The 25,294-nt window shown below is 47.7% G+C and carries 19 protein-coding genes; 3 read left to right on the forward strand and 16 right to left on the reverse strand.

Features of this window, described 5'->3' with window-relative positions; genetic code table 11:
- Window positions 1–13 precede the first annotated feature (13 nt).
- A complete protein-coding gene (locus FEM33_RS24940; protein ID WP_229214403.1) occupies window positions 14–394 on the forward strand; it encodes a hypothetical protein in 381 nt (126 codons plus the stop codon).
- Between the two features lie 1,058 nt (window positions 395–1,452).
- Here the strand turns inward: FEM33_RS24940 and FEM33_RS24945 are convergent.
- Window positions 1,453–4,104, reverse strand: a complete 2,652-nt coding sequence (locus FEM33_RS24945; protein ID WP_139014685.1) for a DUF7133 domain-containing protein — start codon at window positions 4,102–4,104, stop codon at window positions 1,453–1,455.
- A 128-nt stretch (window positions 4,105–4,232) separates the two neighbouring features.
- The gene (locus FEM33_RS24950; RefSeq protein WP_139014686.1) at window positions 4,233–5,126 is read right to left on the reverse strand and encodes a LysR substrate-binding domain-containing protein; all 894 of its coding nucleotides are present in this window, start codon (window positions 5,124–5,126) and stop codon (window positions 4,233–4,235) included.
- A gap of 355 nt (window positions 5,127–5,481) precedes the next feature.
- Between FEM33_RS24950 and FEM33_RS24955 the strand changes: the two genes are divergently transcribed.
- The gene (locus tag FEM33_RS24955; protein WP_139014687.1) at window positions 5,482–5,931 is read left to right on the forward strand and encodes an Hsp20/alpha crystallin family protein; all 450 of its coding nucleotides are present in this window, start codon (window positions 5,482–5,484) and stop codon (window positions 5,929–5,931) included.
- 68 nt (window positions 5,932–5,999) lie between these two features.
- Here FEM33_RS24955 and FEM33_RS24960 read toward each other — a convergent pair whose 3' ends face one another.
- Both FEM33_RS24960 and FEM33_RS24965 read right to left on the reverse strand, forming a co-directional pair.
- On the reverse strand, window positions 6,000–6,458 hold the full coding sequence (locus FEM33_RS24960; protein WP_139014688.1) for a nuclear transport factor 2 family protein: 459 nt from the start codon (window positions 6,456–6,458) through the stop codon (window positions 6,000–6,002).
- Window positions 6,459–6,630: 172 nt separating this feature from the next.
- The gene (locus tag FEM33_RS24965) at window positions 6,631–7,023 is read right to left on the reverse strand and encodes an NUDIX hydrolase (RefSeq protein WP_139014689.1); all 393 of its coding nucleotides are present in this window, start codon (window positions 7,021–7,023) and stop codon (window positions 6,631–6,633) included.
- A gap of 244 nt (window positions 7,024–7,267) precedes the next feature.
- Between FEM33_RS24965 and FEM33_RS24970 the strand changes: the two genes are divergently transcribed.
- Window positions 7,268–7,633 carry a hypothetical protein gene (locus FEM33_RS24970; RefSeq protein WP_139014690.1) on the forward strand — a complete coding sequence of 122 codons (366 nt, stop codon included), beginning with the start codon at window positions 7,268–7,270 and terminating at the stop codon, window positions 7,631–7,633.
- 23 nt (window positions 7,634–7,656) lie between these two features.
- Here FEM33_RS24970 and FEM33_RS24975 read toward each other — a convergent pair whose 3' ends face one another.
- From FEM33_RS24975 to FEM33_RS25030, 12 genes are all read right to left on the reverse strand, one after another.
- Window positions 7,657–8,115 (reverse strand): GNAT family N-acetyltransferase, encoded by a 459-nt coding sequence (locus tag FEM33_RS24975; protein WP_139014691.1) that lies wholly within the window; start codon window positions 8,113–8,115, stop codon window positions 7,657–7,659.
- Between the two features lie 133 nt (window positions 8,116–8,248).
- A complete protein-coding gene (locus FEM33_RS24980) occupies window positions 8,249–9,550 on the reverse strand; it encodes an MFS transporter (protein ID WP_139014692.1) in 1,302 nt (433 codons plus the stop codon).
- Window positions 9,550–10,182: a bifunctional 4-hydroxy-2-oxoglutarate aldolase/2-dehydro-3-deoxy-phosphogluconate aldolase gene (locus tag FEM33_RS24985; protein WP_139014693.1), complete on the reverse strand. Its 633-nt coding sequence runs from the start codon at window positions 10,180–10,182 to the stop codon at window positions 9,550–9,552. The genes FEM33_RS24980 and FEM33_RS24985 overlap by 1 nt, the downstream gene beginning before the upstream one ends.
- On the reverse strand, window positions 10,179–11,180 hold the full coding sequence (locus FEM33_RS24990) for a 2-dehydro-3-deoxygalactonokinase (protein ID WP_139014694.1): 1,002 nt from the start codon (window positions 11,178–11,180) through the stop codon (window positions 10,179–10,181). The genes FEM33_RS24985 and FEM33_RS24990 overlap by 4 nt, the downstream gene beginning before the upstream one ends.
- A 103-nt stretch (window positions 11,181–11,283) precedes the next feature.
- Entirely contained in the window at window positions 11,284–13,494 is a 2,211-nt protein-coding gene (locus tag FEM33_RS24995; protein ID WP_139014695.1) for an outer membrane protein assembly factor BamB family protein, read from the reverse strand.
- Between the two features lie 132 nt (window positions 13,495–13,626).
- Window positions 13,627–15,105, reverse strand: coding sequence for a RagB/SusD family nutrient uptake outer membrane protein (locus FEM33_RS25000; protein WP_139014696.1), 1,479 nt, complete (start codon window positions 15,103–15,105; stop codon window positions 13,627–13,629).
- A 202-nt stretch (window positions 15,106–15,307) separates the two neighbouring features.
- On the reverse strand, window positions 15,308–18,298 hold the full coding sequence (locus FEM33_RS25005; RefSeq protein WP_139014697.1) for a SusC/RagA family TonB-linked outer membrane protein: 2,991 nt from the start codon (window positions 18,296–18,298) through the stop codon (window positions 15,308–15,310).
- A gap of 181 nt (window positions 18,299–18,479) precedes the next feature.
- Window positions 18,480–19,724: a galactonate dehydratase gene (gene dgoD / locus FEM33_RS25010; RefSeq protein WP_139014698.1), complete on the reverse strand. Its 1,245-nt coding sequence runs from the start codon at window positions 19,722–19,724 to the stop codon at window positions 18,480–18,482.
- Between the two features lie 99 nt (window positions 19,725–19,823).
- On the reverse strand, window positions 19,824–21,065 hold the full coding sequence (locus FEM33_RS25015) for a mandelate racemase/muconate lactonizing enzyme family protein (protein WP_139014699.1): 1,242 nt from the start codon (window positions 21,063–21,065) through the stop codon (window positions 19,824–19,826).
- A 164-nt stretch (window positions 21,066–21,229) separates the two neighbouring features.
- A complete protein-coding gene (locus FEM33_RS25020) occupies window positions 21,230–22,339 on the reverse strand; it encodes a LacI family DNA-binding transcriptional regulator (RefSeq protein WP_139014700.1) in 1,110 nt (369 codons plus the stop codon).
- A gap of 1 nt (window position 22,340) precedes the next feature.
- Window positions 22,341–23,696, reverse strand: coding sequence for an enolase C-terminal domain-like protein (locus tag FEM33_RS25025; protein ID WP_139014701.1), 1,356 nt, complete (start codon window positions 23,694–23,696; stop codon window positions 22,341–22,343).
- A gap of 55 nt (window positions 23,697–23,751) precedes the next feature.
- A complete protein-coding gene (locus FEM33_RS25030) occupies window positions 23,752–25,293 on the reverse strand; it encodes a SusD/RagB family nutrient-binding outer membrane lipoprotein (RefSeq protein WP_139014702.1) in 1,542 nt (513 codons plus the stop codon).
- Between the last annotated feature and the right edge of the window lies 1 nt (window position 25,294).

Here is a 25,294-nt window from a genome sequence, read left to right on the forward strand (position 1 = left end):
AACATCAAAATATATGAATTTGCTTAAATTAATGGTTATCATTGCCTTACTGGCTTCCCCTGCAGTTTCATTTGCACAGTCCCGGAACAATTCGTCGGGAACAGGCGGGAGCGAGCGATCTTATCATAAAAAAACATCCAGAACAAGCGTGAACAAGGATTCTTCCGATGTTACTGCCATCCTGAAAGATTCAGCCAATGCCGAAAGCGGACCTATCCTGAACGACAACGGAAATGTAAGTACAACCGGTCTGGTCGACGGGAGCAGAAGCAGCACCGGAAGGCCGGGCACCGATACACTGACTTCCTACTCGGTTAAAAAAACCAGAAAAACAATGCGCTCCGAAAGGGCCGCTATGCCGGATAGCACCAAAAGGAGAAAAAACCATCGTTGAGGTTGATAGTCACTTGTTTTGATTCCCATGAAAAGAACCTGTCCGGCTTCTTTTCATGGGTTTTTTTTTGTTTGTGAGGTCACAAACAAGGGCAGTGAGCGTTGAATGCTGGGTTTGGTGTCTTCACAAAACAGGGCACAAAGCATTTTACAACTTCAGATTCCCGGTTTTATGGCGTTTGTCATCTGTTTGTGAAGACACAAACGGAGGCACACGTAGTCCGTTTGTTTCTTTACAAACATCATCATTTCCGCTTTCAATCCTCGGCCCATTAAAAATGGTCGTCCGGGCAGAATTTAAAAGCATACACAACAGAACACATCATTATCAACCCATAAAAGCCGGCGCGAACTCATAAGAAATTGTTTAAAGCGGATCCGACTGCGACCTGTGACCTCATAAATACCTGAACTCACCTCGGCAGCTTCCCAACGGGCATAATGAGCATAATCTTCAACAAGACCTTCGGCTTGCCAGAACGAAAAACCCGTGCCCGGCAACATTTCAAGTAAGGCATTCGGAAAACATCTACAAACCGGATGCCGGCCAAGTGCTGCCGAAAGTTTTTCTGCCAGCTCATCATGCTACAGCACCTTCGGAGCTGGATGATTATACGTTTCGTTTTCATGTCCGGGTTTCGTCAGAGACAAAGCGGCAGCACGTGCATGTCTCTGACATCGATCATACTTACTTTTGCATGGCCGATGGAGCCATAAAATGGATGCTGTTTTAGATGGTTTCACGAAAATTCGGTAAACCCTGCATATAATGATTTGGCCTTGAAAATGTGTAATCAATTCTGGCTGTTTCCAGTCATCTTGCCATAGCACGGAAAGGTACATTGCAAGAGGCAGAAAATTGCGTCAGTTCTTTGCCGATAGTTCCGGTTGCACCTGTTATCAGAATTTTAGGAATTGATTGTGCTGATATGTTTTTCAAGGTTTTATCTTCATTGTTATATAAAACCAGGCATGCTGCCGAACAGAAAATGGCAAGAAAACAAAAGCCTGCATGTGAGCAGGTCACATGCAGGCTTTTGTACGGATTTCAGAGATTCCCTATTTTTTCTGTTTGGAAAGAAAAGTAATCAGGGAAGCAAACTCCTCGTATGAAAGTTCGTTGGCCAGGCCGGACGGCATCATGGAAGTTTCCATTTCCTTGCGTGAAACAATTTCCGAAGTTTTTATCGTATAAACCTGCCCCGTAATATCGCGCATTACAAGCTTGTCTGCAGATTCTTCCGAAATGAATCCCATGTAGTTTTTATCACCTTTGGCTGTTACCATAACGGTTGCAAACCCTTGTGAAATGGAAGCATTGGGTTTAAGAATGGATTCCGCAATTTGCTCGCGCGTCATAATGGAACCGATTTGTCCCATAAACGGGCCTTTCATTACTTCACCTTTGCTGATGCTGTGGCAGGCAACGCAGCCCTGTTTGGTAAAAAGTGTTTTGCCCATGGCAGGATCGCCGTTGATTTTTGCCATAGCCAGCATCACATCTTCAATCGATGATTCCCCAACCTGGCCTTTTTTGTTCCTGATTTTTTCAAGATCCACTTTTACCTCTTCCTTTGCAACCGCTTTTTCTTCTCCGCCAAATTCAGTGATTTCCATGCGGTGACGGCTGTTCAAATCAGCAAAAAGCTGCTTGTCCTTTTCATTGGCCTGCTTCCATTCCTGCATCAGAAAATCCTTGATGCTGCCGGACGATTCCCAGGTCACTGCTTTATAATAAGGTCCGTGCGTATCCGGTCTTGTGCTCCACCACCACGAGCCGTCATAATCCGCTTCTTTTTTATAAAGTCTGGAAAGTGTAACCAAAATCTGGTTTTTCAGTTTCTCATCTTTCGACTGTTTGTAAGCGGAAATCAGTCCGTTTACTGCTTTCGGATCATGCATGTAACGCAAAGCCCACAATGCAATCGTTGCATTTTCAGAATGGATCGCGCTTACACAGGCGTCTACCGCATTCAGGCTCACAAGTGATCTTACCGCGATATGGGCCGGAATAATAGCAGCATTCGGTGTGGCATGCGGACCTTCCGTTCCCAGTGCAGGTGCAACAAAAGAAGCCGGAACTTTCACCTTTAACAATTCCTTTGCAGCTTCCGGCCGGCCAAGCCTGCCAAGGCCAACGCTTGCAGCAATCCTTACGCGTTCGGAAGGATCATTAAGACCTTTCAGAAATGGTTCAACGGGCACATTTTTCAGATTTGTTTTTCTGTCGGCCAGCGCGCGGAGTGCAAATTCCCGGACGTCATTGTCGGCCGTCAGCTTTACAAGATTTTCATTTCCACCGGCTCCGGCAAGCTGCGTATAGGTAAAAATCCCGGCTACACGTGCATAAAGCGGGTTGTTTTTATCGGATGCAATGTTCCAGGTTTCTTTTGCCGCATCTTTGGCGTTGCGTGCGATCAGTTCCTGCTGTGCAGCCAGCCTCGCCACCGCGCTTTCTGATGTAAGCATACGGGCAAGTTCCTTAACTGAAGCTTTGTTTACATCCGCAGGTTTTTTGTAAACCCAGTTTTTGGGAACCGCACGGACTACAAATCCTTTGCCCGGATTTCCCGAATATCCCGCGCCGTCCCATGCCGACAGATAAACGCGCCCTGAAGCATCAATATCCAGATCGGTGATTTGTGCAAGTTTTATAAATTCCTCTTCTTTCTGCTGAAAGCTCGGACCATCCGGCGTTACGCGGTGAATGTAAAGCTGATTTCTTCCCCAATCCGCCATCATCGGCACCTTGTTGAATTTGGCAGGCCATGTCGGATCATCCAGAAACAAAGCCCCGGTTCCGGAACCTCCGCCCAGATCAACCAGCGCAGGAATGATTTCATCTGTAAAATGCTGGAACAAAACAGGGTAACCATATTCTCCGGACTGGATCTGGTTACTGAAACGGATGTTCCAGCCTCCTCCGTCGTTCGTATTTCCTCTTGTGAAAATATTCATGTAAGGATCAATGGCCACGTCATAAATGTTGCGCATACCGTGCGTGTATACTTCCATTTCGGTACCATCCGGCCTCACTCTCACAATCCCGCCGCCAAGCTGCGTCATTTTTTTTCCGGAACGGTCAACGGCATCATGAAAGCCGAAATCACCGACCGCAATGTAAATCCAGCCGTCAATTCCCATTCTGATTCCGTTTGTGGCATGGTCTGTGCCGCGGCTTTGCAGGAATTTGGGTGAACTGATATTCTGAATCAGCGGGCTTGAAGGGCCGTCGGCAACGCCGTCATGGTTTTTATCCTCAAAAACCACAAGGTCCATTCCGGAAGCAATGCCGGTCTGCGCGGAGAATGTTGTATGCAGCACAAATACTTTGTCGCCCTGGGAAATAATGCCGCGCGGATTGTCAACTCTGGCAAAAACGGTGTGCTTGTCCATTTTTCCGTCATTGTTGCTGTCTGTCAATTTAACAATACTTCCTTTGCCGGGTTCTTTTCCGAGCGATCCCATCATATCCACACCCACGTACACTTCACCCGTAGGCGCAACCGCCAGACAAGCCGGGCTCGGCGTAATATCAGGGCCTGTAAAAGGTGTAATATTAATCTCTTCCGGCCAGCTGGTGGCATTCCGCATGGAATCGGTTTTCAGCAGCATTCTGTTTTCTGCCGCACTTTCGGATAGTCTGTCAACAGGCGCAGACCAGAAAAAAACCAGAAATGCAGCAAACACGCTTAATGTAATTTTTAACATAAATAAATGGGACGTAAAAGGCCATACAATGCATACAGCCTGTATTTAAAGAAAAGGAACGTTTGATTACAAAATAGTACAAATGGGATAACTACTCAAAATTTATTCAAGGATTCTTGTTTAACCAACTATTGCAACTGAATTCTCGCAAATTTCATGAAAAGCTCGGGCAGTGCCTCATGCTGGCCGTGCAGCACCGTGAAATAAAAATATCGTTCGATATTCAGCCCTTCCACGTCTATAATGCGGCATTCCTTATGATGCAGCTCTTTCAAAACGGCATGGACCGAAAGGAATGCCATGCTGTCGGAATGCAGCATGTACAGTTTCATGCTTTCACTGCCGCCCAGCTGCATTTCACTGTTCAGGTCGGAAAGGCTGATGCCGATTTCCTTGAGAGCATGTGCAATAACTTCCAGCGTTCCCGAACCCGGTTCGCGTAAAAGCAGCGGAATCTGTTTCAGTTTTTCAGGCTTTATCACAGCGGTTGTAACCAGCGGATTTTGAATGGCCGCCACCAGCACGATTTCATCTTTCAGGAACTCGGTATATTTGATCGCTGCATTTTTGGAATACCCTTCAATCACGCCGAGATCAATTTCCTTGTCCTGAAGTGCCTGCTCTATTTCTTCCGTGTTTTTGATTGTAAGCGTAATTTCCAGATTGCGGAATTTCCTGTGAAAAGCAGCAAGGATCGGCGGCAGGATATACTGTGCAGCCGTTGTACTGGCACCCAGCCTCAGTTTACCGCTATGGCGCTGCGACAAGGTATTGATTTCAAATTCAAGGTTACGGTAAATTTCAAAGATCTGCTCGCTGTGCTGTAAAAGGATTTCTCCCGCTGCGGTCAGCTTGATCCGGGAGCCGTTCCGGTCAAAAAGTTTTGTTTTCAGCTGGTTTTCCAGTTCATGGATGTGCTTGGTTACGGCAGGCTGCGTGATAAACAGTTCCGCCGCCGCCTTTGTAAAGTTCAGGCGTTTTGCAACGGTATGAAAAACGTGTAACCTAAAATCAAAAACCATTGTAAATTTTAAAACACCCGCAGAAATTCTTCAGTTAAAATCCTGCATTCATTTTTATACAGCTTTCCAATAATACGGTTTTAAACCTTACCATTTGCCGGCATGCGTTGAAAACAGATTGAAAACACCAGGTAAAACCGGATAGCATATGACATTTTTTACTGGAAAATCATTGTTTAAACGTCAGATAAGCCTTTTTTACGCATGAAAAACTGAAAATGTGACAGATCAAAATGTCAATTTTTCAGCTTGGTGTTTTTGGTACGGAATTTAATATTTATGCTGTATGAATGTTTAATACTTTCATTTACTTATTAGATAATTTATTATTTAACAATTAAAACAGGAGGTAATTATGTCACTCATCAGAAAAAACAGGGATATGTTCCCCGTATTTCCGGCTTTATTTGATGATTTTTTAAGCCGTGATCTTTTCAACTGGAACCAGTCGAATTTTTCATCCACAAGCACAACGGTTCCCGCTGTAAACATCCGCGAATCGGAAGAAAGTTTTGAAGTGGAAATGGCTTCGCCGGGCATGGATAAAAAGGATTTCAATATTCGTCTGGACGGCAATACTTTGACTATTTCTTCCACCAAGGAAAATAATCAGGAAGAAAATAAAGAGAACTATTCAAGAAAAGAATTCAGTTATCAGTCTTTCCAGAGAACATTTGTTCTTCCCAAAGATGTAGTTGATGAAGACCGCATCAGTGCTCAATATGAGAACGGACTTCTGAAACTGGTGATTCCGAAGAAGGAAGAAGCCAAACAAAAAGGTCCCCGATTAATTGAAATATCATAATATATAAAAAGGCAAGAGGCTCGCATTGAGCCTCTTGCCTTTTTATATAAATAATAATTTTTCAGGCATCATACTGCAATTTTCACAGCCTGCCTCGCAATCAGAATCCATTTCCCTCCTTGCTTATGCCATACCTGCAGCACTTTCAGATTCGCTGATCCGGGCGATTTGCCAGCATCGAGCGTTTCTGCAGTAAAAACATGACGAACAATGGCCGCATCGCCGGTGATTTTGATCGTCTGCTCAGTCAGATCAATTTTCTGAAAGTTGAACTTCCCGCTCATCAGCGAAGCTGTAAAAGTCGCCTGGTCTTCCACAAGTCCGTTGGAATGGCCGTAGCTCAGGTCTTTGGAAACCAGCTTTGAAAGTTCATTTTCCTGCGGGTCAACAAGCTGCACACGCAGGGCTTCCACAGCTTTGGCTACTTCGGCCTCCTCTTTTCCTTGTGCAAACGCATTGGAAATATTGAATGTCAAAAATGAAATCAAAATAAAAATGCTGCGGAAAACGGAATAATGGTTTATCATATCTGGTGTAAAAAATGGCTTAAAATTAGGTTTCTTATACTAACGTGTCCGATTCGTTTTTCTTTACTTCTGCTTGAATGATTTTGCTTTTTGGGCTAATTAAGAAAAGGTTATGAAAAATAAATCAGACTATCCGACTTATAGCTTGAATTCTTGATTATACACTTTACAATTACTCAAGTAACCCTTTCATTTTCAAATCATCCAACACCAATCTGGCTACGTCCGAAACCTTTTCCCGGTCTGACCAGGAAAGCCATACAACTTCTTCAATCTCGGCAGCAGGCACCATTTCGCCGTTTCCGGAAGCCGTGTAGCAGCGCATATTCACCATAATGCCTTCCGGCTGACCGTGTGCCTGCGCACGGAATTCGCCGTAAAACCGAACAGAAGCCGGATCCAGTTTCAGCGTCAGTTCTTCTTTAATTTCCCTGACAAGTGCTTCCGAATCCGTTTCGCCGGGTTCGCGCTTGCCGCCGGGAATGTAATAGATATCGCGTCCTTTGCTGCGTGCCGCCAGGATTTTTTTATCTTGTAACTTTATAAAGGCCAGTTTATCAATCATTTCAAAAGCTTTTTTCTTTTCGGTAAACATAGCAAAATTGTGCTGCTTAGCGGCATGTTCATTCATCGCAAGTCAAGCTGCCGTAACTGTTGAATTCCATATTTGTTTATAATAAAAACTTTCCAACTATTTTCCGTTCAGTCAGGTCTTGCTACTATAAGCCGGCAGGTTTAAAAAGCAACTTGTTTTACTGTAATGTTTTTACTCAGGAATTACTTTCAACCCATTTCCAACCATTACGCTCATGAAAAACATTGATTTCAAAGGCAGGATTCTGTCATTTCTTTCGATAACTGTACTGCTGTTTGCTTTATCCTGCCAGAAAGAAGATCCGAAGCCCGATTGCGGCTGTGACGGGAAAACTTACAAAAAAGTGGAAAATGCAAAAGCCGTTTATCACGGTAATGGGGTTTTTACAATAGCCAAAGAAGCTTCGTCAGGAAATATTTATACAGTTGCCTGCAAAGCGGACTCGGCTTGGCAAAAAAGTGCTGATCTGAAAATCCCGGATTATATCATCAGCGGCAATCTCAAATCAAATTGTTCCTTTGAGATAACACTGATTGCGCTGCCTGACTACATCCAGATTACTGCCATAAAAAAGCTATAAGCAACGCTGTAAAATCCGGTTTATCAACTCCTGTTTAACAGCTTTTCAAAGCAAACGCTGTTTTCTACACCGATGTATTGGCCGTAATTCGGAATTTGCCGGTAACCGCATTTTTCATACAGTGCAATGGCGTCGGGTTGTCTTTTTCCCGTTTCCAAAACGCATTTTTTAAACGATATTTCACCGGCCCAGCTTTCCAGTTCGGACAGGATTTTTCTCGCAATTCCTTTGTTCCTGCATTCCGGCGAAACGTACATGCGCTTCACTTCCATGGCATCGTCATCAAACGCTTTTATGGCGCCGCAGCCGACCGGCTTTTCATTTTCATAAGCCAGCACAACATGCCTGATTTTGTCCACTTTATTGTATTGCGAGTAAAACGAATGATCGTCACCGTCTGTTACCGCAAGGTATGCATCCAGCGATTTTACGAGTGCCATAAAATCCGGATTGTCGGAATCGGTTCTTTTTAGAATAATCATGATTGATTGACTGTGTGTGTTGATCAAAATACTTTACAGCTTAAAAATGCCGTTAATTTAAGCAACATTTTTTTTAAGCTTAATTTTTATCAACGGGTTTTTTATTAAAAAAGCGAACCAAAACCGACTCTGTTTAACGCAATTCTTCCAGCTCCACCACTTTGGCCGTTTTCGTAAGCAAATGAATAATCAGCCATGCTACAAGATAAGTACAGCCGCAGATCGTAAAAATGATGTTGTAACCGCCGGCAAGGTTTCCCGCAGCTTTGTAGGTGTCCAGCAAACTGCCGATCAGAATCGGAAACAGAATACCGCCGACGGCTCCGGCCATGCCGCCGATACCGACTACCGAACTCACCGCCTGTTTGGGAAACAAATCCGAAGGCAGGGTAAAAACATTCGTAGCCCACGCCTGATGCAGCGCCACGGCCAGACTGATCAAGCCGACGGCAGCCCAGACGTTTCCTGCAAACTGGATCAGAATGACGGACAGTTCAAGAAATGCAAATGCAAGCAAAACCGTTTTCCGGGCTTTCAAAGTCGGCCAGCCTTTTTTGATCAGCCAAGATGACAAATAGCCTCCGCCGATACTTCCGACCGTCGTCGCGGTATAAATCAGCATCAGTTCCAGACTGGGTTTTTTAAGGTCAAGATTAAAAGTCGATGCAAAGTAGGAAGGCAGCCAGAACAGAAAAAACCAGTAAATAGGGTCAATAAGCCCTTTTCCGGTAATATATGCCCACGTTTGCGGGAATGTAAAAAGCTTGATCCACTGCACCGGCTGTTTTTCAGCTTCCTTCTCATCCTGCTCCTGCCCGCTTGTGATGTAATGCAGTTCCTCGGCGCTGAGCCTTTTCTGCTTTGAAGGAATGTCGTAATAAATAAGCCAGAAAACCAGCCATACAAAACCCAGTGCGCCCGTAATCCAGAATACTTCCTGCCAGCCGTAATAACTCAAAATCCAGGGCACCAGTAAAAGCGCAACGACTACACCAATGCTCGTTCCGGCGTTAAAAAGCCCGGTTGCCAGTGCACGCTCCTTTTTGGGAAACCATTCCGCGACCGTTTTGACAGCAGCCGGATAATTCCCGGCTTCGCCCAAACCCAATCCAACGCGCGCAAGGCCAAACCCGAACGCACTCCGGGCAACGGCATGCAGCATACCGGCAACACTCCAGAAAATGATTGTAATGGAATAACCCGTTTTGGTCCCGATTTTATCAATAAGCCAGCCGAAAAGCAGCAGCCCGACGGCATAAGCCGCCGTAAAAGCCATGACAATCCGCGCAAAATCGGTTTCAGTCCACACAAATTCCTTTTCCAGAATGGGTTTCAGCAAACCGATAATCTGCCGGTCGAGGTAATTGATTGTCGTTGCCGTGAAAAGCAAGATCACAATGATCCAGCGGTAATTCCCGGAAGTTCCATTTTGCATCAGACGGAGAGTTTGCTGTGAAATTGCCGGAAATGCGTTTTCAGCGCATCCCAGTTTTTTTCCTGAATCAGTTTTTTGTCAAATAGCTGTCCGCCGATGCCGAGGCCGTTGGCACCGGCTTTCAGGAATGCAGCCATGTTTTCAAGGCTTACGCCGCCGGTCGGAAGCAGTTTCAGCTGATTCATGGGCGCTTTCAGGTCTTTAATGTATTCAGGCCCGAGCGAAGTGGCCGGATAAATTTTCACCATACTGGCACCCAGCGTCCAGGCATTGTAAATTTCCGTAGGCGTAAATGCGCCCGGAAAAACGGGAATATTTTTTTTGACACAGGATTTGATCACTTTTTTGCTGATGACCGGCGTCACGATAAACTGCGCACCCGCTTCCAGCGCCTCTTCCAGATCATCTTTGGTACAAACCGTTCCCGCGCCGATATTCAGGCCTTCGCTTTCATTTTCAAGCGCATACCGGATCATTTTGGCAGCGTCGGGCGTATTCATGGTGATTTCAACGGTTGTCAGTCCGGCTTCGCGGAAAATAGGAAGTATCCGTACCAGGTCTTCCATTGCAACGTTGCGGATAATGCCGACAAGCGGTGCCTTTTGGAACAGCTCCCAGGAAAATTTACTCATAAGTTCAGTTTGTTCAATGTTAATTTCTGATGCTCAAAAACCCTGATCTGACCGGCCGTTGCTGACCTGTCCACGATTTCGGAAGGCACTATTAACGTTCTGTCCGACAGGTTCAATGTTTCGATGGCGGTTTTGTATAGTTCATAAAGATTTTTTCCGCTGCATAATACCAGTTTCCATTCCGTTTCTTTTATCAGGTGCCGCAGCTCGGACCCGATCAGCAGCCCGCTCAGGAACATGGCATTCTGTTTTTTATTCATTAAATGGAAAAGCTGGTTCGTTCTTACTGTAAAAAGTGCATTTAAAATACTCGCAACGCCTGATTCTTCAATCCCGGCCTTGAACGATTCCAGCGTTTCAGGCGAATGATTTGCCTGATTTTCAACTTCAACGGAATCTTTTAAAATACTCTGGCCGGCCATCAGATTAAAAACTTCACCCGTCATAAAAGTTTTGAACTGCGTCAGTTCGCCTTGCTTCACGTACAGATGTTTGGAATGCGTTCCCGGAAACAGGAATATGGCATTTTCATGATAGGGAAAATCGGTAAGTTCCGCTACGCCGATGAGCTGCGTTTCTTCCCCGCGCATGACATCGTGATGGCTGCTTACGCCGGATAACAGCATGATTTCATTGTTAAAACCGTCCTGTTCACCGAAATGCTTCATCAGAATACTGCTCCCGTTCAAAGCAAACGGAAGCTGCGCATAAGGGATTTCCTGCATGCCGATGGATGAAGACGCCATTCCTGACAATACAACCGTAATTCCATCGAGATTAACGGCAAGTTTTTGTGACAAGATCCTGATCTGTTCAGCCAGTTGCTGCCTGAAATAAATTTCACGCGGGATTTCACCCGATGCTTTCCATGAATTGTATGTACTGCTGATTCCATTTTGCGAAATCACTTCACCAATCAGCAAATTGTCCGTTCTGTTTACCAGCCGCAGCCGGAAAGATGTAGTGCCCCAATCGCAGCTTAACAGGTATTTTTCCATGATGTCAGGTTGAGTTATGCCGCTGAAATTTCAAGTATTTTAAATAAAACAGCCTTTGGAATACCCGGATTTCCGACCCGCCGTATACAAAATCCCGGCACCGTTAAGGAAGCGCAAAGGCAACATAGCTCCCGCCGGATTTCAGTCCATACCGCGTTCCGCCGGCAGCAATGACAATATACTGCTTTCCGTTCACCATGTACGTGGCCGGCGTTGCAAATCCGCCCGCAGGCAGTTTGTATTCCCAGATGACCTTTCCTGTTCTGGTATCAAAAGCCCTGAGTTTTTCATCATACGTTGCTGCAATGAACAGCAGTCCGCCTGCCGTAACGATCGGGCCGCCGTGATTTTCCGTGCCGGTCGGCGGAATTCCTTTTCCGGTCAGTTCGGGATATTCGCCCAGTGTCACTTTCCATAGGTATTCGCCGGTGTTGAGGTCAACGGCATTCAGCGTTCCCCACGGCGGCTTGATGGCCGGATAATTGTCCTGATCGCGAAACTGGACATTGCCGTTGTTGACAAAAGGCGGAGCATAAGGAAAATCCGCACTCTTCTGCGCAGCAACTTCTGTAGTCTGGCTGTGAATGTCATTGGCGGCCGGCTTGCTTTCCATATTCAGCAGGAAATCGACAATGGCGTTCCGGTCTTCCTTGGCAATATGCTGAAAAGAAGGCATTCTTCCACGTCCCGTTTCCAGAATGGCCGCAATCTGTTCCCGGCTCAACCTCTTGCCAATGTCTTTCAAAACTGGATAAGCCTGCGTACCCGCCGAGGCCGTTGCATTTCCAGTCGTTGTGGCGTGACAAGCCGTGCAGTTGGTATTAAAAAGCACCGCTCCTTTTGACAGCGTCTGACCATTGGTTTTTTCCCTGCTGTCGCGCATTTTCAGCCACCACAGCATGTTGTTGCCGTTTACATACATAATCCCGTTCGGATCAGCGGCTGTACCGCCCCACTCCGCCCCGCCACCGATGCCGTAAAGAAGCCCTCCTTCCAGACTGGGCAGTTCATTCTTCGGACCTTTGCGGCTGTTGTTATAGCGGTCCAGCACATAGGCATGCGCTTCCGGCGTGCGCGTCGTAATATCCGCTTCGGTCAATTGCTGATTGGCAAACGGCGCAGGTTTGGTTGGAATGGGTTGCGTAGGCCACGGATTTTCGCCCGGCAATGCATGGGCGACAGGCGCAGCCACTTCTTTAACCGGAAACAACGGTTTGCCTGTATCTCTGTCAAAAACAAAAATGTAGCCGTCTTTGGTCGCCTGCGCTACGGCATCCATCCTTTTACCATGATGCTTCACGGTAATCAGATTGGGCGGACAAGGAATATCGCGGTCCCATAAGTCGTGATGTACAGTCTGGAAATGCCATTTACGTTTTCCTGTTTCCGCATCCAGCGCAATGACGCAGTTTGCAAACAGATTGGTACCTTTTCTCGCGCCGCCGTAAAAGTCAACCGAAGGCGAGCCGGTTCCCAGAAACACGGTTCCGCGCTTTTCGTCCAGAACCATTCCGGCCCAGCAATTGGCGCCGCCCAGTTTTTTGTAAGAATCTTTTGACCAGGTTTCATACCCGTATTCGCCGGGAAGCGGAATGGTGCGGAAAATCCAGGCGAGCTTGCCCGTACGAACATCGAAAGCACGGATATGGCCGGGCAATGCGTCGCCGCCTTCAGAAACCGACGAACCAGTAATCAGCAGATTTTTATAAATAACACCGGGCGTCGTGTTGCGGATGTTGAAATTGTTCAGGTCGTAACCGTACGTTTCCTTGTCGCCAAGCCCTTCATGAAAATCGACTTCGCCGTTTTTTCCAAAACTTTCAACCCGTTTTCCGGTCGCAGCATGGATTGCAAAAAGGGAAGAACCGGCGGTATAAAGAATTCTTTTATCTTTTCCCTCAGACCAGTAAACAACGCCGCGCACCGGATGAAACCTCGGCCTTTTGCCTTCAAACGGATCAAATTTCCATAGTTCTTTTCCGGTTGCTGCTTCAATGGCAAATACTTTCAACTTCGGCGTGGTGCCGTACAGAATGCCGTCGATAATAATGGGCTGACATTGCATGTCCATGCCTCTTTCATCGGTATTTTTGTTTTCACCGGTATCGTAAGTCCAGGCGAGTTTCAGGTTTTTAACATTTTCTTTATTGATCTGTTTCAAAGGCGAATACCGGTTGCCGGCATTGTTGCCGCCGTATACCGGCCAGTCCTGATCCGGCTCCGGAAGTGCTTGCTTCCTGTTTGCGAAAGTCCATGCGCAGATCAGGAAAAGTAACGACAGATAAAAGATATTTTTCAAGGGTTTAGAAATCATATTTAAAGTAAATGGATCTTGCTGATGAAAATAAAATCCTTACCTATCCGGAAAGTGAAAAACCTTATTATGATAAAATGCAACGTTCCGGGCATTTCATGTCTGGCATAAAACGTCCGGAACGCAGGCTTATCAATTCAGATTCGGGTTCAGGGATGTGTCGGAATAAGGCAGCGGAAACCAGTAATTGGCTTTGGTAATGGCGCGTATCGGCTGAAGATCGTCCGGACTTTTGTTGGCGTTGGCTTCTTCCACTTTTTCCAGACGGACCAGATCAAACCAGCGCGTTCTTTCGCAGGCAAATTCCCACGCACGTTCCTGCACTACTTCATCGGCAAATTTGGCAGCAGTAAGCCCGTCGGCGGCAGACAACGGCTTGGTTCCGGCAGCGCGGCCTCTGAGCCGGACCTGGTTCAGCGCATCGTACGCAGCCTGATCCGGACCGCCGGTACCGCGGGCTTTGGCTTCGGCATAAATGGTCAGCACATGTGCATAGCGCATCATTACAGACGGCAGTGAAGCCTGATACGTGGAAATATCGCCTTTGATATACCATTTTTTATAATAAGGATGCTTTGTCAGACTTTTTTGCCAAGGAATTTTAGTCCCTGAAAGTCCGAATTCGGTGCGGAACGTCGCATCTTTTCTTGGGCCTTCGGGAAAACTGTTGAAGAAATTCAGCTCGGCATACATATCGTCCCAGCCGCCTTCTTCTCCCGGCATGGTCGTCAAGCCATACGTGGAGTTGCCGGAATCACCGCTTGTAAAACCGTTGATCTGGAACACAGCCTCGGCTGTTCCCGTTGAAGCCGGATCATTTTCAAAAACGGCAGCAAATGTCGGAAGCAGCTGAAATCCGTACGCAGCTTTGTTATCGATGACTTCTTTGGCTTTTGCAGCTGCAAGATCATATTTGTCCGTTTGTTTCAGCGGCCATCCGGCCATCGTCAGGTATACATCGGCAAGATATGCTTTTGCAGAACCTTTGTTCGGACGTCCTGGATCGCGTTTGGTATTCGGAAGATTGGTTTCGGCCACTTTCAGATCGGAGACAATCAATTCATAAACCTGCTCGGGCGTAGACTTTCCGATGCTTAATAAATCGGCAGAATATTCACCTGCGAGCACCAATGGGATATTGCCCCAGAAACGCGTAAGCCAGTAATAAGAAAATGCACGTATAAAATGCGCTTCTCCGACTATAATATCAATGGCCGCTTTGTCACCGACTGTTTTTTCATAATTGTTGATCACGTTATTTGCGCCCTGAATGGCCTTGTAGCAGCCGTTGTAAACCGCATTGGAACGCTGGTTTGTCGTAGAAACATTGAACTGGTCAAACTCGCGCCAGTCGGCCTTGTTGCTCGCGGGATGTGTCGTCACATCATCGCTGCCCAGCGTGGCGGCATTGGCGGAAGGATGTATGAATCCTCTCGACCATTGCGAAGCAAGTCCTTTGTAAGCACCCGTCAGCGCGGATTCAAGTCCGTCCTGTGTGGATAAAACATTATTTCCGTACAGCAGTCCGGTGGTATCTTCTTCCAGATAATCTTTGCAGCTCGCCCCGGAAAGCAGCAATGCGGCAAGCAGGAATGTGTTTAGTTTTTTCATTTTATGCTAAATGTGAAATGTCAGATGTGAAATATTGGTCATGAAGTTGTCATGGGTTGTCATGTTAGTTGGTTGTTTGTTGGGGACTGATCATGAAGTTGTCATGAAGTTGTCATGGATTGTCATGTTTTGTCAGATGATGGTTGGCTGTTTTTGCTGATTAATTGCTAAAAGCTAGAAGCTAATGGCTAACAGCTGATCACTAAAAGCTTAAGTTGATCCCGAGCGTATAGACTTTTGCATTCGGGTATGAGCCCCGGTCGATGCCGATGGCGGTGTCTGTTCCGGAGCCTACATTGCTGGATTCCGGGTCCGGACCGGAATATTTGGTAATGGTAAAAAGGTTTGTGGCACTTCCGAATATTCTGATGGCTCCTTTGTCACGCAATAGCGCACTCGGAAGATTGTAGGAAAGGCTTACGTTCTTTAACCTTACGAAACTGCCGTTTTCAAGGAACCGGCTGGATTGGGTAAACGGCTGATAGGTTTTGGTAAATGCAGGAATATCCGAATCCTCGTTGCCCGGACGGTAATAATCCCGGATTTCAGTTAACAAAAATTGACGCGCTTCACCGGAACCGGACATGGCGCCGGCACGGGTATAATTCAGCTTGTCAACTCCGAAAACGCCGTTTACAAAAACATTCAGCGTAAAAGCACCGTAAGTAAAGGTGTTGTTCCAGCCGCCGGTCACTTTCGGGAAAGCGTGGCCGATTACCTTGAAATCATCTGTTGTAATGCTGTTGTCGCCGTTTACATCTTCGTAATGCGGATCGCCCGGCACACGGCCCTGCTTGGCTGCTTCGTCGGCCTCGTTCGGTTTGAATGTTCCGAGGTAATTCAACCCCCAGTAAGAACCGAGCGGCTGGCCGGGCATCAGCATGAATTCATTGGTGATGGACATGCCGCCGCCAGCTCCTGTTCCGGTGCCGATCCTTGGAAGCCCGCCGAGATCCAGCACGTTGTTTTTCAGCGTGGAAAAATTCAGATTCGTTTCCCAGCCGAACCTGCTGCCCTGAACAGGCGTTCCGCCGATGGAGAATTCAAATCCTTTGTTCTCGATTTCACCGATGTTGCGCGTTTGTGTCCCGCCGCCGGCATAATTCGGTATGGATACATTCAGCAAAAGGTCTTTGGTATTTTTATGAAAATAATCCGCTTCCAGCCGTAACCTTCCGTTCAGGAATTCCATTTCAATACCTACATCCGTTTGCCGTGTGGTTTCCCATTTCAGATCCATGTTTCCGGCGTTGCCCTGGATGACGCCGGCCGTAATGCTGTTGTTGTTGAAGGCCACATACGTTGTGTTATAGGAAGACAGCGTAGCGTATGGATTAATCGCCTGACTTCCCGTCGAACCCCAGCTTCCTCTGAGTTTCAGGTTGCTGAAAATATTCAGGTTCTTGATAAATTCCTCTTCCGACAAGCGCCATCCGATTGCCACGGAAGGAAAAACGCTGTACCGGTTTGAAGGGCTGAACTTGGACGATCCGTCTCTCCGGATGGCAGCGGTAAGCAGATATTTGTCTTTAAACGCATAATTGACGCGTCCCAAAAGCGACAGCAAAGTCCATTTCTGAAAACCCGATGCCACGGAAGCCGCCGAATTTCCGCCGATGTTGTCATAGCCAAGCTGCGGGAAACGCAGGCCGGTGGCATTGGCCGAGAAGTTTTTGTTGGTATACTGCTGTGTTTCCAGAACGGCCACCGCATTGATCGAATGGTTTCCAAGCGTTACATTGTAGTTCAGTGAATTGGTGTTCTGAAGCGTTACCTGATCCGAGGAATAGCGACCGGCATTCGGAACATTGTTTGCAATTCTCGGACCGTTAAAATAACTGTTCTGGCCATCGAGGTAATTAACCGCATACTGAAGATCAAGCGTCAGACCTTTGACCGGCAACTGGTAATTCAACCCTCCGATGGCATTGACATTGAATTTGGTGGCATCATTGGACCGGTCGTATAAATTATCCAGCGGACTTCTTGAAACGGAACCGATCGGATCTGCAAATGTCGGAAAACCGTCAGCTCCGTAAGCCGGCGTGGTCGGCGCCCATTGCAAAGCTTCGATCAGTGCGCCGCCGCCGTCCGTGTTGTGGTTCAGCGAATGTGCTCCTGAAAGATTAAACCTTAAAGCCAGTTTGTTATTCACCTGCGTGTTCAGGTTTGTGCGGAAAACCAGACGTCTGAAATTGCTGTTTTCCACGATCCCTTTCTGGTTTACATAATTCCCGGAAACCAGAAAAGTCGTTTTTTCATTGCCGCCCGTAATGGTAATCTGCTGCTGCTGACCGCGCCCCGTGCGGTAAACAAGATCCTGCCAGTCGGTGCCGCCGTTTGTTTTATAATCCGCAATCTGCGCTTCGGTAAAGGGCGGCGTCGAGCCCGTTGCCAGAGCGCGTGCGTTTACGATTTCGGCAAATTCACCGGCAGGTAAAAGGTCAAACTTTTTAATGACACTGGAAACGCTGCCCTGACCTTCATAAGTTACTTTGATTCCACGCGCCCCTTTTTTCGTTGTGATGATGACAACGCCGTTTGCACCGCGGCTGCCGTAAATGGAAGTGGACGCGGCATCTTTCAAAACCTGAATGGATGCAATGTCATTCGGGTTCAACAAGTTATAATCTGCTCCGATGTAGCCGTCGATAACATAAAGCGGATCATTGTTTCCAAGAACCGAGTTTGCGCCGCGGATACGAATCCTGGAATCACCGCCCGGCGAGCCGTTGGACTGCGTAACCTGCACGCCCGTGGCACGTCCCTGTAAAACCTGATCCAGACGTGTAACCGGCTGCTGCGCAAATTCTTTGGTAGAAATAACAGACAATGCACCCGTGACATCCGTTTTGCGCTGCGTTCCGTAACCTACAACTACCAGTTCGCTCAGACTTCTGGATTCCTGCGTCAGCTGAATATCAATAACACTGCGATTATTGATCGGAACAGTCTGACTTACATAACCGATAAAGGAAAAAACCAGCGAACCGGATGCCGGCGCATTGATCACGAAATTTCCTTCCCCGTCCGTTGCCGTTCCCTGCGAAGAGCCACTCAGCAGCACGTTGACGCCGGGAAGCGCCGCATTGTCCTGATCCGTCACCTTTCCGGTTATCCTCCCATTCTGGGCATAGGAACAGCCGATCCCAAGAAAAAGGTTGAGCAAGATTAAAATAATAAATTTTCTCATTTTGGAATAAATATTAAGTTACATTTTTAGTGGAAAAATTACAATTTAAATTGATTTTAAAGCGCTGTTTTGGGTTATGCCAAAGGGTTTATCCATGATGAAAAAGCAGGTGGAACAGGGCAATGCGGGTGCAAATGCCGGGAACAGGAACTATAACTAAATGCCGTAAATCTGTACGCTGTTACCAGTCGACAACGGAGCCGTCCAGCGCATTGTAGGTTTCCGGATTTTTCCAGTCATGGCCGATCATTTCCTTCATTTTGTCTTCGTCGAGTTCAATGCCGAGTCCGGGTGTTTTCGGCACCATAACGGTTCCGTCTTTCTGAAGTTTAAAGGGATTTTTCAGATAACCTTCGCCCAATGAAACCTGCTCCTGAACCAGGAAATTGGGAACGCTTGCGGCGAGCTGCAGACCGGTCGCCAGTGAAATCGGGCCCATGGGATTATGCGGTGCGATGGGAACGTAATAGGCTTCGGCCATTCCGGCAATGATCCGGCCTTCGGTGATTCCGCCTGCATGGCAAAGGTCAGGCTGTACGATACTGGCAGCGCCTTTTTCAAGAATCTCACGGAAGCCCCATTTGGTAAAAATCCGTTCTCCGGTTGCAATCGGAATGTGCGTACCGCGGGCGATATCCACCATAGTATCCACGTTCTGCGCCTGACAAGGTTCTTCCACGAACATAGGCTGATATTGTTCCAGCTCTTTGATCAGAACTTTTGAAGTCTGCTGGGAAATGGCGCCGTGAAAATCAATGGCAATGTCCATTTCCGGACCGCCGGCTTCGCGCAGGGAAGCAAAGTTGTCTGCAGCGTATTTGATAAAGGCGGGATTTTCAACGATGTTGGCCGGGTTCTTTTTGGCAACGCCTGTTTTAATAACAGTGTAACCCTCTGCTTTCCGCTTTTTCATATCCTCCGCATTGGCTGCACGCCCGTAAACCCGCACACGGTCACGCGTTGGCCCGCCGAAAAGCTCATGAACGGGAACACCCAGCAATTTGCCTTTGATATCCCATAAAGCCTGATCAATACCGCTCAGTGCACTCGTCAGAATGGGACCGCCGCGGTAAAAAGCATGCCGGTAAATGGCCTGCCAGTGATGCACAACCTGCCTCGGATCTTTGCCGATGAGGTATGGCTCCACTTCCTGAATGGCTGTTCTGATCGTGAGCGCCCGTCCTTCCAGCAGCGGCTCCCCCAGACCGAAGATGCCGGAATCGGTATGGATTTTCAGAAATATCCAGCGCGGTTTTACCAGAAATGTTTCCAGTCTGGTGATTTTCACACTTCCGTATTCACTGAACGGCAGCGGCACAGATGCATAGGAACTTTTGGGCAAAAGCATGGAACCCATCGCAGCAACGCCGAGTACGGCCTGAATCGCTTCCCTGCGCGACATACCGGTTTTTTCAGATTTTCTCATTTATCTAAACATTAACATGGATTTGCTGTAATGCTGTTTTGATCTGTATTCGAACACACTTATTTACCAATGGCCGTGAAGCCCGGATAATCGTGTTGGTTACCAGTTGTGGATGGCTCCGTCCGGGCTTTTGAGAACAGGGTGCGGGAACCTGGTCTTTTCTTTCACTTCCATGACAAACGTGGCTTTTTTCGGATCGAATTTTACGCCCAGCCCGGGGCTGGCGTTCAGATAAAGTTTTCCGTTTTTGAAGTTGATAAAATCTTCATTGAAGTACGGCGGGCGCTCCGGCTCGCCGCCGCCCAGTTCCATCAGGCAGCGTGCCGGGCTGCTGGAACCCAGAATATGCACCAGCGCTGCCGTTGAAAGCGGCCCGGTAAAATGCGGGATCATGCCTACATAATGCGTTTCGCACATGGAAGCAAGTTTCTTGAATTCACCTATTCCGCCGGTGTTCGGTACGGTAAAGCGGGTATAATCAATAAGGCGGTTTTCGATCAGTTCATTCGTATCCCAGCGGTCGCCAAACTGCTCTCCGACTGCTATCGGCACTTTGGTCATGGTTCTTATGGTTTTGTAAACACCGGGGTTTTCGGATCGGACGATGTCTTCCACAAAATAAGGTTCAAGCGGTTCAAGCGCCGTGCAGATTTTCAGCCCGTCCGTCATGTCAAACCTGGTATGCAGATCTATCGCCCACTTTCCGCCGCCTCCGACAGCAGCATCGATTCTTTTACAAAACTCAATGGTTTTTTTTACGTTGTCATAGAAGTCAAACGGTTCTTCTCCGTTTCCGCCCGTCGGCCCTATGCGGTACGCTCTCAATCCTGCTTCAATGCAGTCTCTCGCCCTTTCTTCTTCGGTTTTGGCTTTGGAAGCGCGGAAGCCCGTGGCATAACACTCGACATAATCGCGGGTAGCGCCGCCGAGCAGTTCGTATACCGGAACATTCAATGCCTTGCCTTTAATATCCCAAAGTGCCATTTCCAACGCTCCGAGCGCATGCAGTTTTTCTCTTCCGGGCGGGTAAAACATGCCGCGGTAAACATTCTGCCAGATGTGTTCAATGCGGAACGGATCTTCGCCGATCATCATCTGTGCACACTGCTCGATCATATCTTTGGAACCTCCTTCTCCGATTCCGATGATCCCGCCGTCCGTTTCTATTTCGACGATCCCGCGTGCCTGATTAAAAAGGGGTTTGTTGTAGCCGGGCGCAGCGTAATACCGTATTTTTGTAATTTTCATTTTGGAAGCCGCCTGCGCTTTTAATGATGGCAAGCCGGACAGTATCGCAGCCGTGCCGAGTGCTGCGGATTTTAGAAAGTTTCTTCTCTGCATGGTATTTGATATGAACAGGAGGCCCCGCCGGGGCCGTGGTTTATGTATAATTGCTACAAACAGGGGGCCCCTCCGGGGCCAGGCGGCTCCGGAGGAGCCTTCTGTTTGTAGCACGTTTTGATAATGATGGTTTTAGGCTCCGGAGGAGCCACCTTTTACCAATTTCAGGTGGCTCCTCCGGAGCCGTGATCTATGTATAATTGCTCTTTGCTATAAACAGGGAGCCCCTCCGGGGCCGGGCGGCTCCGGAGGAGCCTTCTGTTTGTGGATGAATCGCGGGCAATGAGTTTTGCTTCCATTAAAACCTGCTTCATTTCTTCATCGGGGTTTTTCAGTTTTTTCAGAAGATAGTCTACTGCCGTTTTGCCCAGCATTTCCAAAGGCTGCCGCAGATAAGTAATCGGACAATAGTAAAGGTCAAATACTTCTGCTTGTCCGAAACTGACAATCGCCAGATCCGACGGCACTTTCAGCCGGAGTTCATTGATGTATTTCAAACCGTTGATTGCCAGGCCGTACGTTGCGAAAATGATCGCCTCTACCTTTTGTTCCAGAGAAAGAATATCCTCAATCGCGACTTTCACTTCCTTTTCCATCGTTTCAAAACGGACTTCTTTTAACCAGTCATCCTGAAATTCAATGCCCTTGTGCTGCAATGCCTGCCGGTAACCTCGTATGCGTTCCTGCATGTGATACATTTCAGATTTGTAGGCAATCAGTCCGATACGGGTGTAACCGCCGCTGATCAGATGGATTCCTGCGTCGTAGGAAGCCTTGTAATTATTGGTGGCCACAAAATCCGTCTGAATATCAGGAAAGTGCCTGTCTAGCAGAATAAACGGGATATTTTTTTCCTTCAGATACCTAATCTGGTTTCCCGAACCTTCGCAGGAAACGATGATAAAACCGTCCACTTGCCTGTTCATGAGCACCGTTATAAGATCCCAGGCTTTGTCCGCGTTTTCGTCGCAGCTTCCGATGATGACCGTATAACCATTCCGCTTGGCCTCATCTTCCACAACCCTGGCAATGTTTGCAAAAAAAGGATTGGATATGTCTGCAATAATCAGCCCGATCGTATGTGTTTTCCCACTCCGCAGACTCTTTGCCAGATGATTGGGCTGATAATTCAGTTCCCTGGCAAGTTCCCTGATCTTGCCAGCAATGGCTTCTCCTACCCGGGCTTCCTTTTCTTTCCCGTTCAGGACATACGAAACCAGGGCTGTCGAAACGCCGGCTTTCTGGGCTATGTCTTTGAGGGAAACCTTTTTCATATTACGGGCGGATCAGGGTTCCGTCAAATTTCCTTACCTGCCAGTTGGATTTGGTCGTAATCGGATACTTGGCTGCTTCTTTTTCATTGATGTCCACGCCGATCCCGGGCACTTCATTGACGGACATGTAACCGTTTTTCATCGTCGGGCATCCGGAAAATACTTCGAGTGTTTTGTCATTGAACGACACCGCTTCCTGTATGCCGAAGTTCCAGACGGCCAGATCAATATGCGCATGCGCTGCGTGTCCGACAGGCGAAACATCGCCGGGGCCGTGCCATGCCGTTCTGATGTTGAACCATTCTCCGAGCCTTGCCACTTTCATCGCCGGGGTTACGCCTCCGATCTGGGAAACGTGAATGCGGATGTAGTCAAAATACAGGTTCACCATTGGTTCCAGGAATTCATTGATGTTGTTGAACAGCTCGCCCATGGCAATCGGAACTGAAGTGACCGCCCGCAGCTGCTTGAACCATTTCATATTTTCCGGTGAAAATGGATCTTCAATAAAAAACGGATTGTACTCTTCCAGCTGTTTGATCATATTGATGGCGTTCATCGGCTGAACCCTTTCGTGAATGTCATGCAGCAGTTCAATTTCTTCGCCGCAGCCTTTTCTGACTGCTTCAAAAAGCTTCGGAATGGATTTGAGATAGGTGTTTTCGTTCATAAAACTATCTGTGGCACCGCCGAAATTTGCGCCTCTGAAGTCCGGCTTTTCAACAGTGCTTCCGACTGCGCCGTAACCGCCCTGCTGAATACGGATGAACTTGAACCCTCTTTCCATAATGCCCTTGACACTCTCCACGGTTTCTTCGGGCGAGTTGCCGTTGGCATGCGTGTAGCAAGGAACGGCGAAACGGACTTTACCGCCCAGAAGCTGATATAACGACATGCCGGCACGTTTTCCCTTGATATCCCAAAGCGCCTGGTCCAGACCGCTCAGTGCATTGTTCAGAACCGGTCCGTTGCGCCAGTAAGAACTCACATACGCGCCCTGCCAGATGTCTTCAATATTATCGACGTCCTTGCCGGCACAGAATTCGTTCAGATACGTATTGATGGCCACAATGACAACGGCTGCACGCTGGGTAAAAGTAGCGCAGCCGAGTCCGTACAGACCGGGTTCGGACGTTTCTACTTTTACCACGATCAGGTTGGATCCCTGCGGTGCAGTTGCGATAGCCCGGACACTTTTGATTGTAACGGGTTTCATCGCTTTGGCATAGTTCGGGATGCCTTTTGCCTCGCGGGCTTCTGCGGTTGATATGCCGCCGAATAATCCGAGCAAGCCTGCCGAAGTGCTCATACCCAACGCTTTCATTGTGTCGCGACGACTGATTCCACTTTTATTCATGAACTTTTGGATTGTTAAAAGGTTAAAGATTCAGGAGTTATTTTTTACAATGGATTTACTTTTTGTCCCACCATACTCTGGTGTTCAGATCATTTGGCCCCTGCCTTGCATTGGCGTCATTGACGTTCTGAAGGTTCACAATAATTTCACTGTCGGGATAAGGCATGCGGCGGATGAAGTCTTCCGTAATTTCAGCGCCGGGATACGGGTTTTTCTTCAATGCGGGATAACCGCTTCTGCGGAAATTGGCAAACAGCTCGTTCCCGTCCAGAAAAGATGCGACCCAGTATTGCGTGTTGATCTGTTCCAATGCTTTCGTTTTGTCCAGCGGATGTGCTTTGAGATACGTTTGGATGGCCGTTTCCGGAATGGCCGCAGCCGGATCGTACAAAGCCATTTGTTCCAGGTTGGCCCGGACCCCTTTCATAAAATAATCCGCCGGATCGCCTGTAACCCAGCCGCGGACAGCCGCCTCTGCCAGTAAAAGCTGGTTCTGGGCATAAGTAACATGAAACTCGGGCGCATCCAGTTTCAGTACCGTAGACAGATTCACCTGACTGAAATCCCACAGACTTGCCACGCCGTTTGCAGCCAATACGGTATTGATCGTTACGTCATTGTAACCCATCGGCATGCCGACCTGAACTTCCGGATCGGATGAAGCCCGTGCCGCGACCTGCTCCGGACCGCCTTTGGCACCTACATAACGCACGGCAAATACGGGCAGCCGCGGATCGTTGTTTTCCTTTAAATAATTGACAAACGGCGCTGCAAGGTAGAAGTTGGTTTTCTCGCGCGCGGCAAGGTGATTGGCAATGTAATTGTTGTAAATCGCCGTATGCCGGATCATGGAATTGTCCGCATTGCTTTCAAACAATCCGCCGGCAACTGCTTTTGCCACGTAGGTTTTTGCCGTTGCTTCGTCCACTTTCGTGAGGCGCATGCCCGCTCTCAGCATCAGTGAATAGCCCAGTTTTTTCCATTTTGCAACATTTCCGCCATACAGAATATCCGTTGTAACCGCAGGCTGGGAAACGTCCAGCGCAGCCGAAGCTTCGTCCAGCTCTTTCAGAATATCCTTGTAAATGGCCTCCTGCGGATCGTATTTCGGTCGGATGATTTCATTGATATAGCCTTGTCCGGCTTCAAAATACGGAACGTCGCCGTAAGTATCCGTCAGGATCATGAATGCATAGGCTTTCCAGATTCTCGCCGCATGATAAATATTGGCCTGCATGGGATCGTCCTTGGTCTGCGTGGTGACGGCAACCAGCTGTTTGATCACATTTCTGTAAAAATTTACCCACACCAGCGGCGAGTTTGCATTGTTGTACTGGTTGTAATTTCCGCCTGACAACGAGCTTCCGTAAGGCGTAACAATCTGCTGCACAATGGCAAAATTGTAGGTCAGCATGCCAAGTGTCGAAAGTCCGTCGAGGTAAGTAGTGCTGATAATGGCCTTGTTCAGAATGAGCGACGGCGCTAGTGAAGTCGGATCAACTTTGTTGGTATTGATCTCGTCAAACCCTTTATCGCAGCCGGTAAGCAAGACCAGCAGAAACAAAACGGCCCGTATGGATTTTAATAAAGTCTTCATA

It is taken from the genome of Dyadobacter flavalbus (assembly GCF_006149045.1).
Lineage (GTDB): Bacteria > Bacteroidota > Bacteroidia > Cytophagales > Spirosomataceae > Dyadobacter > Dyadobacter flavalbus.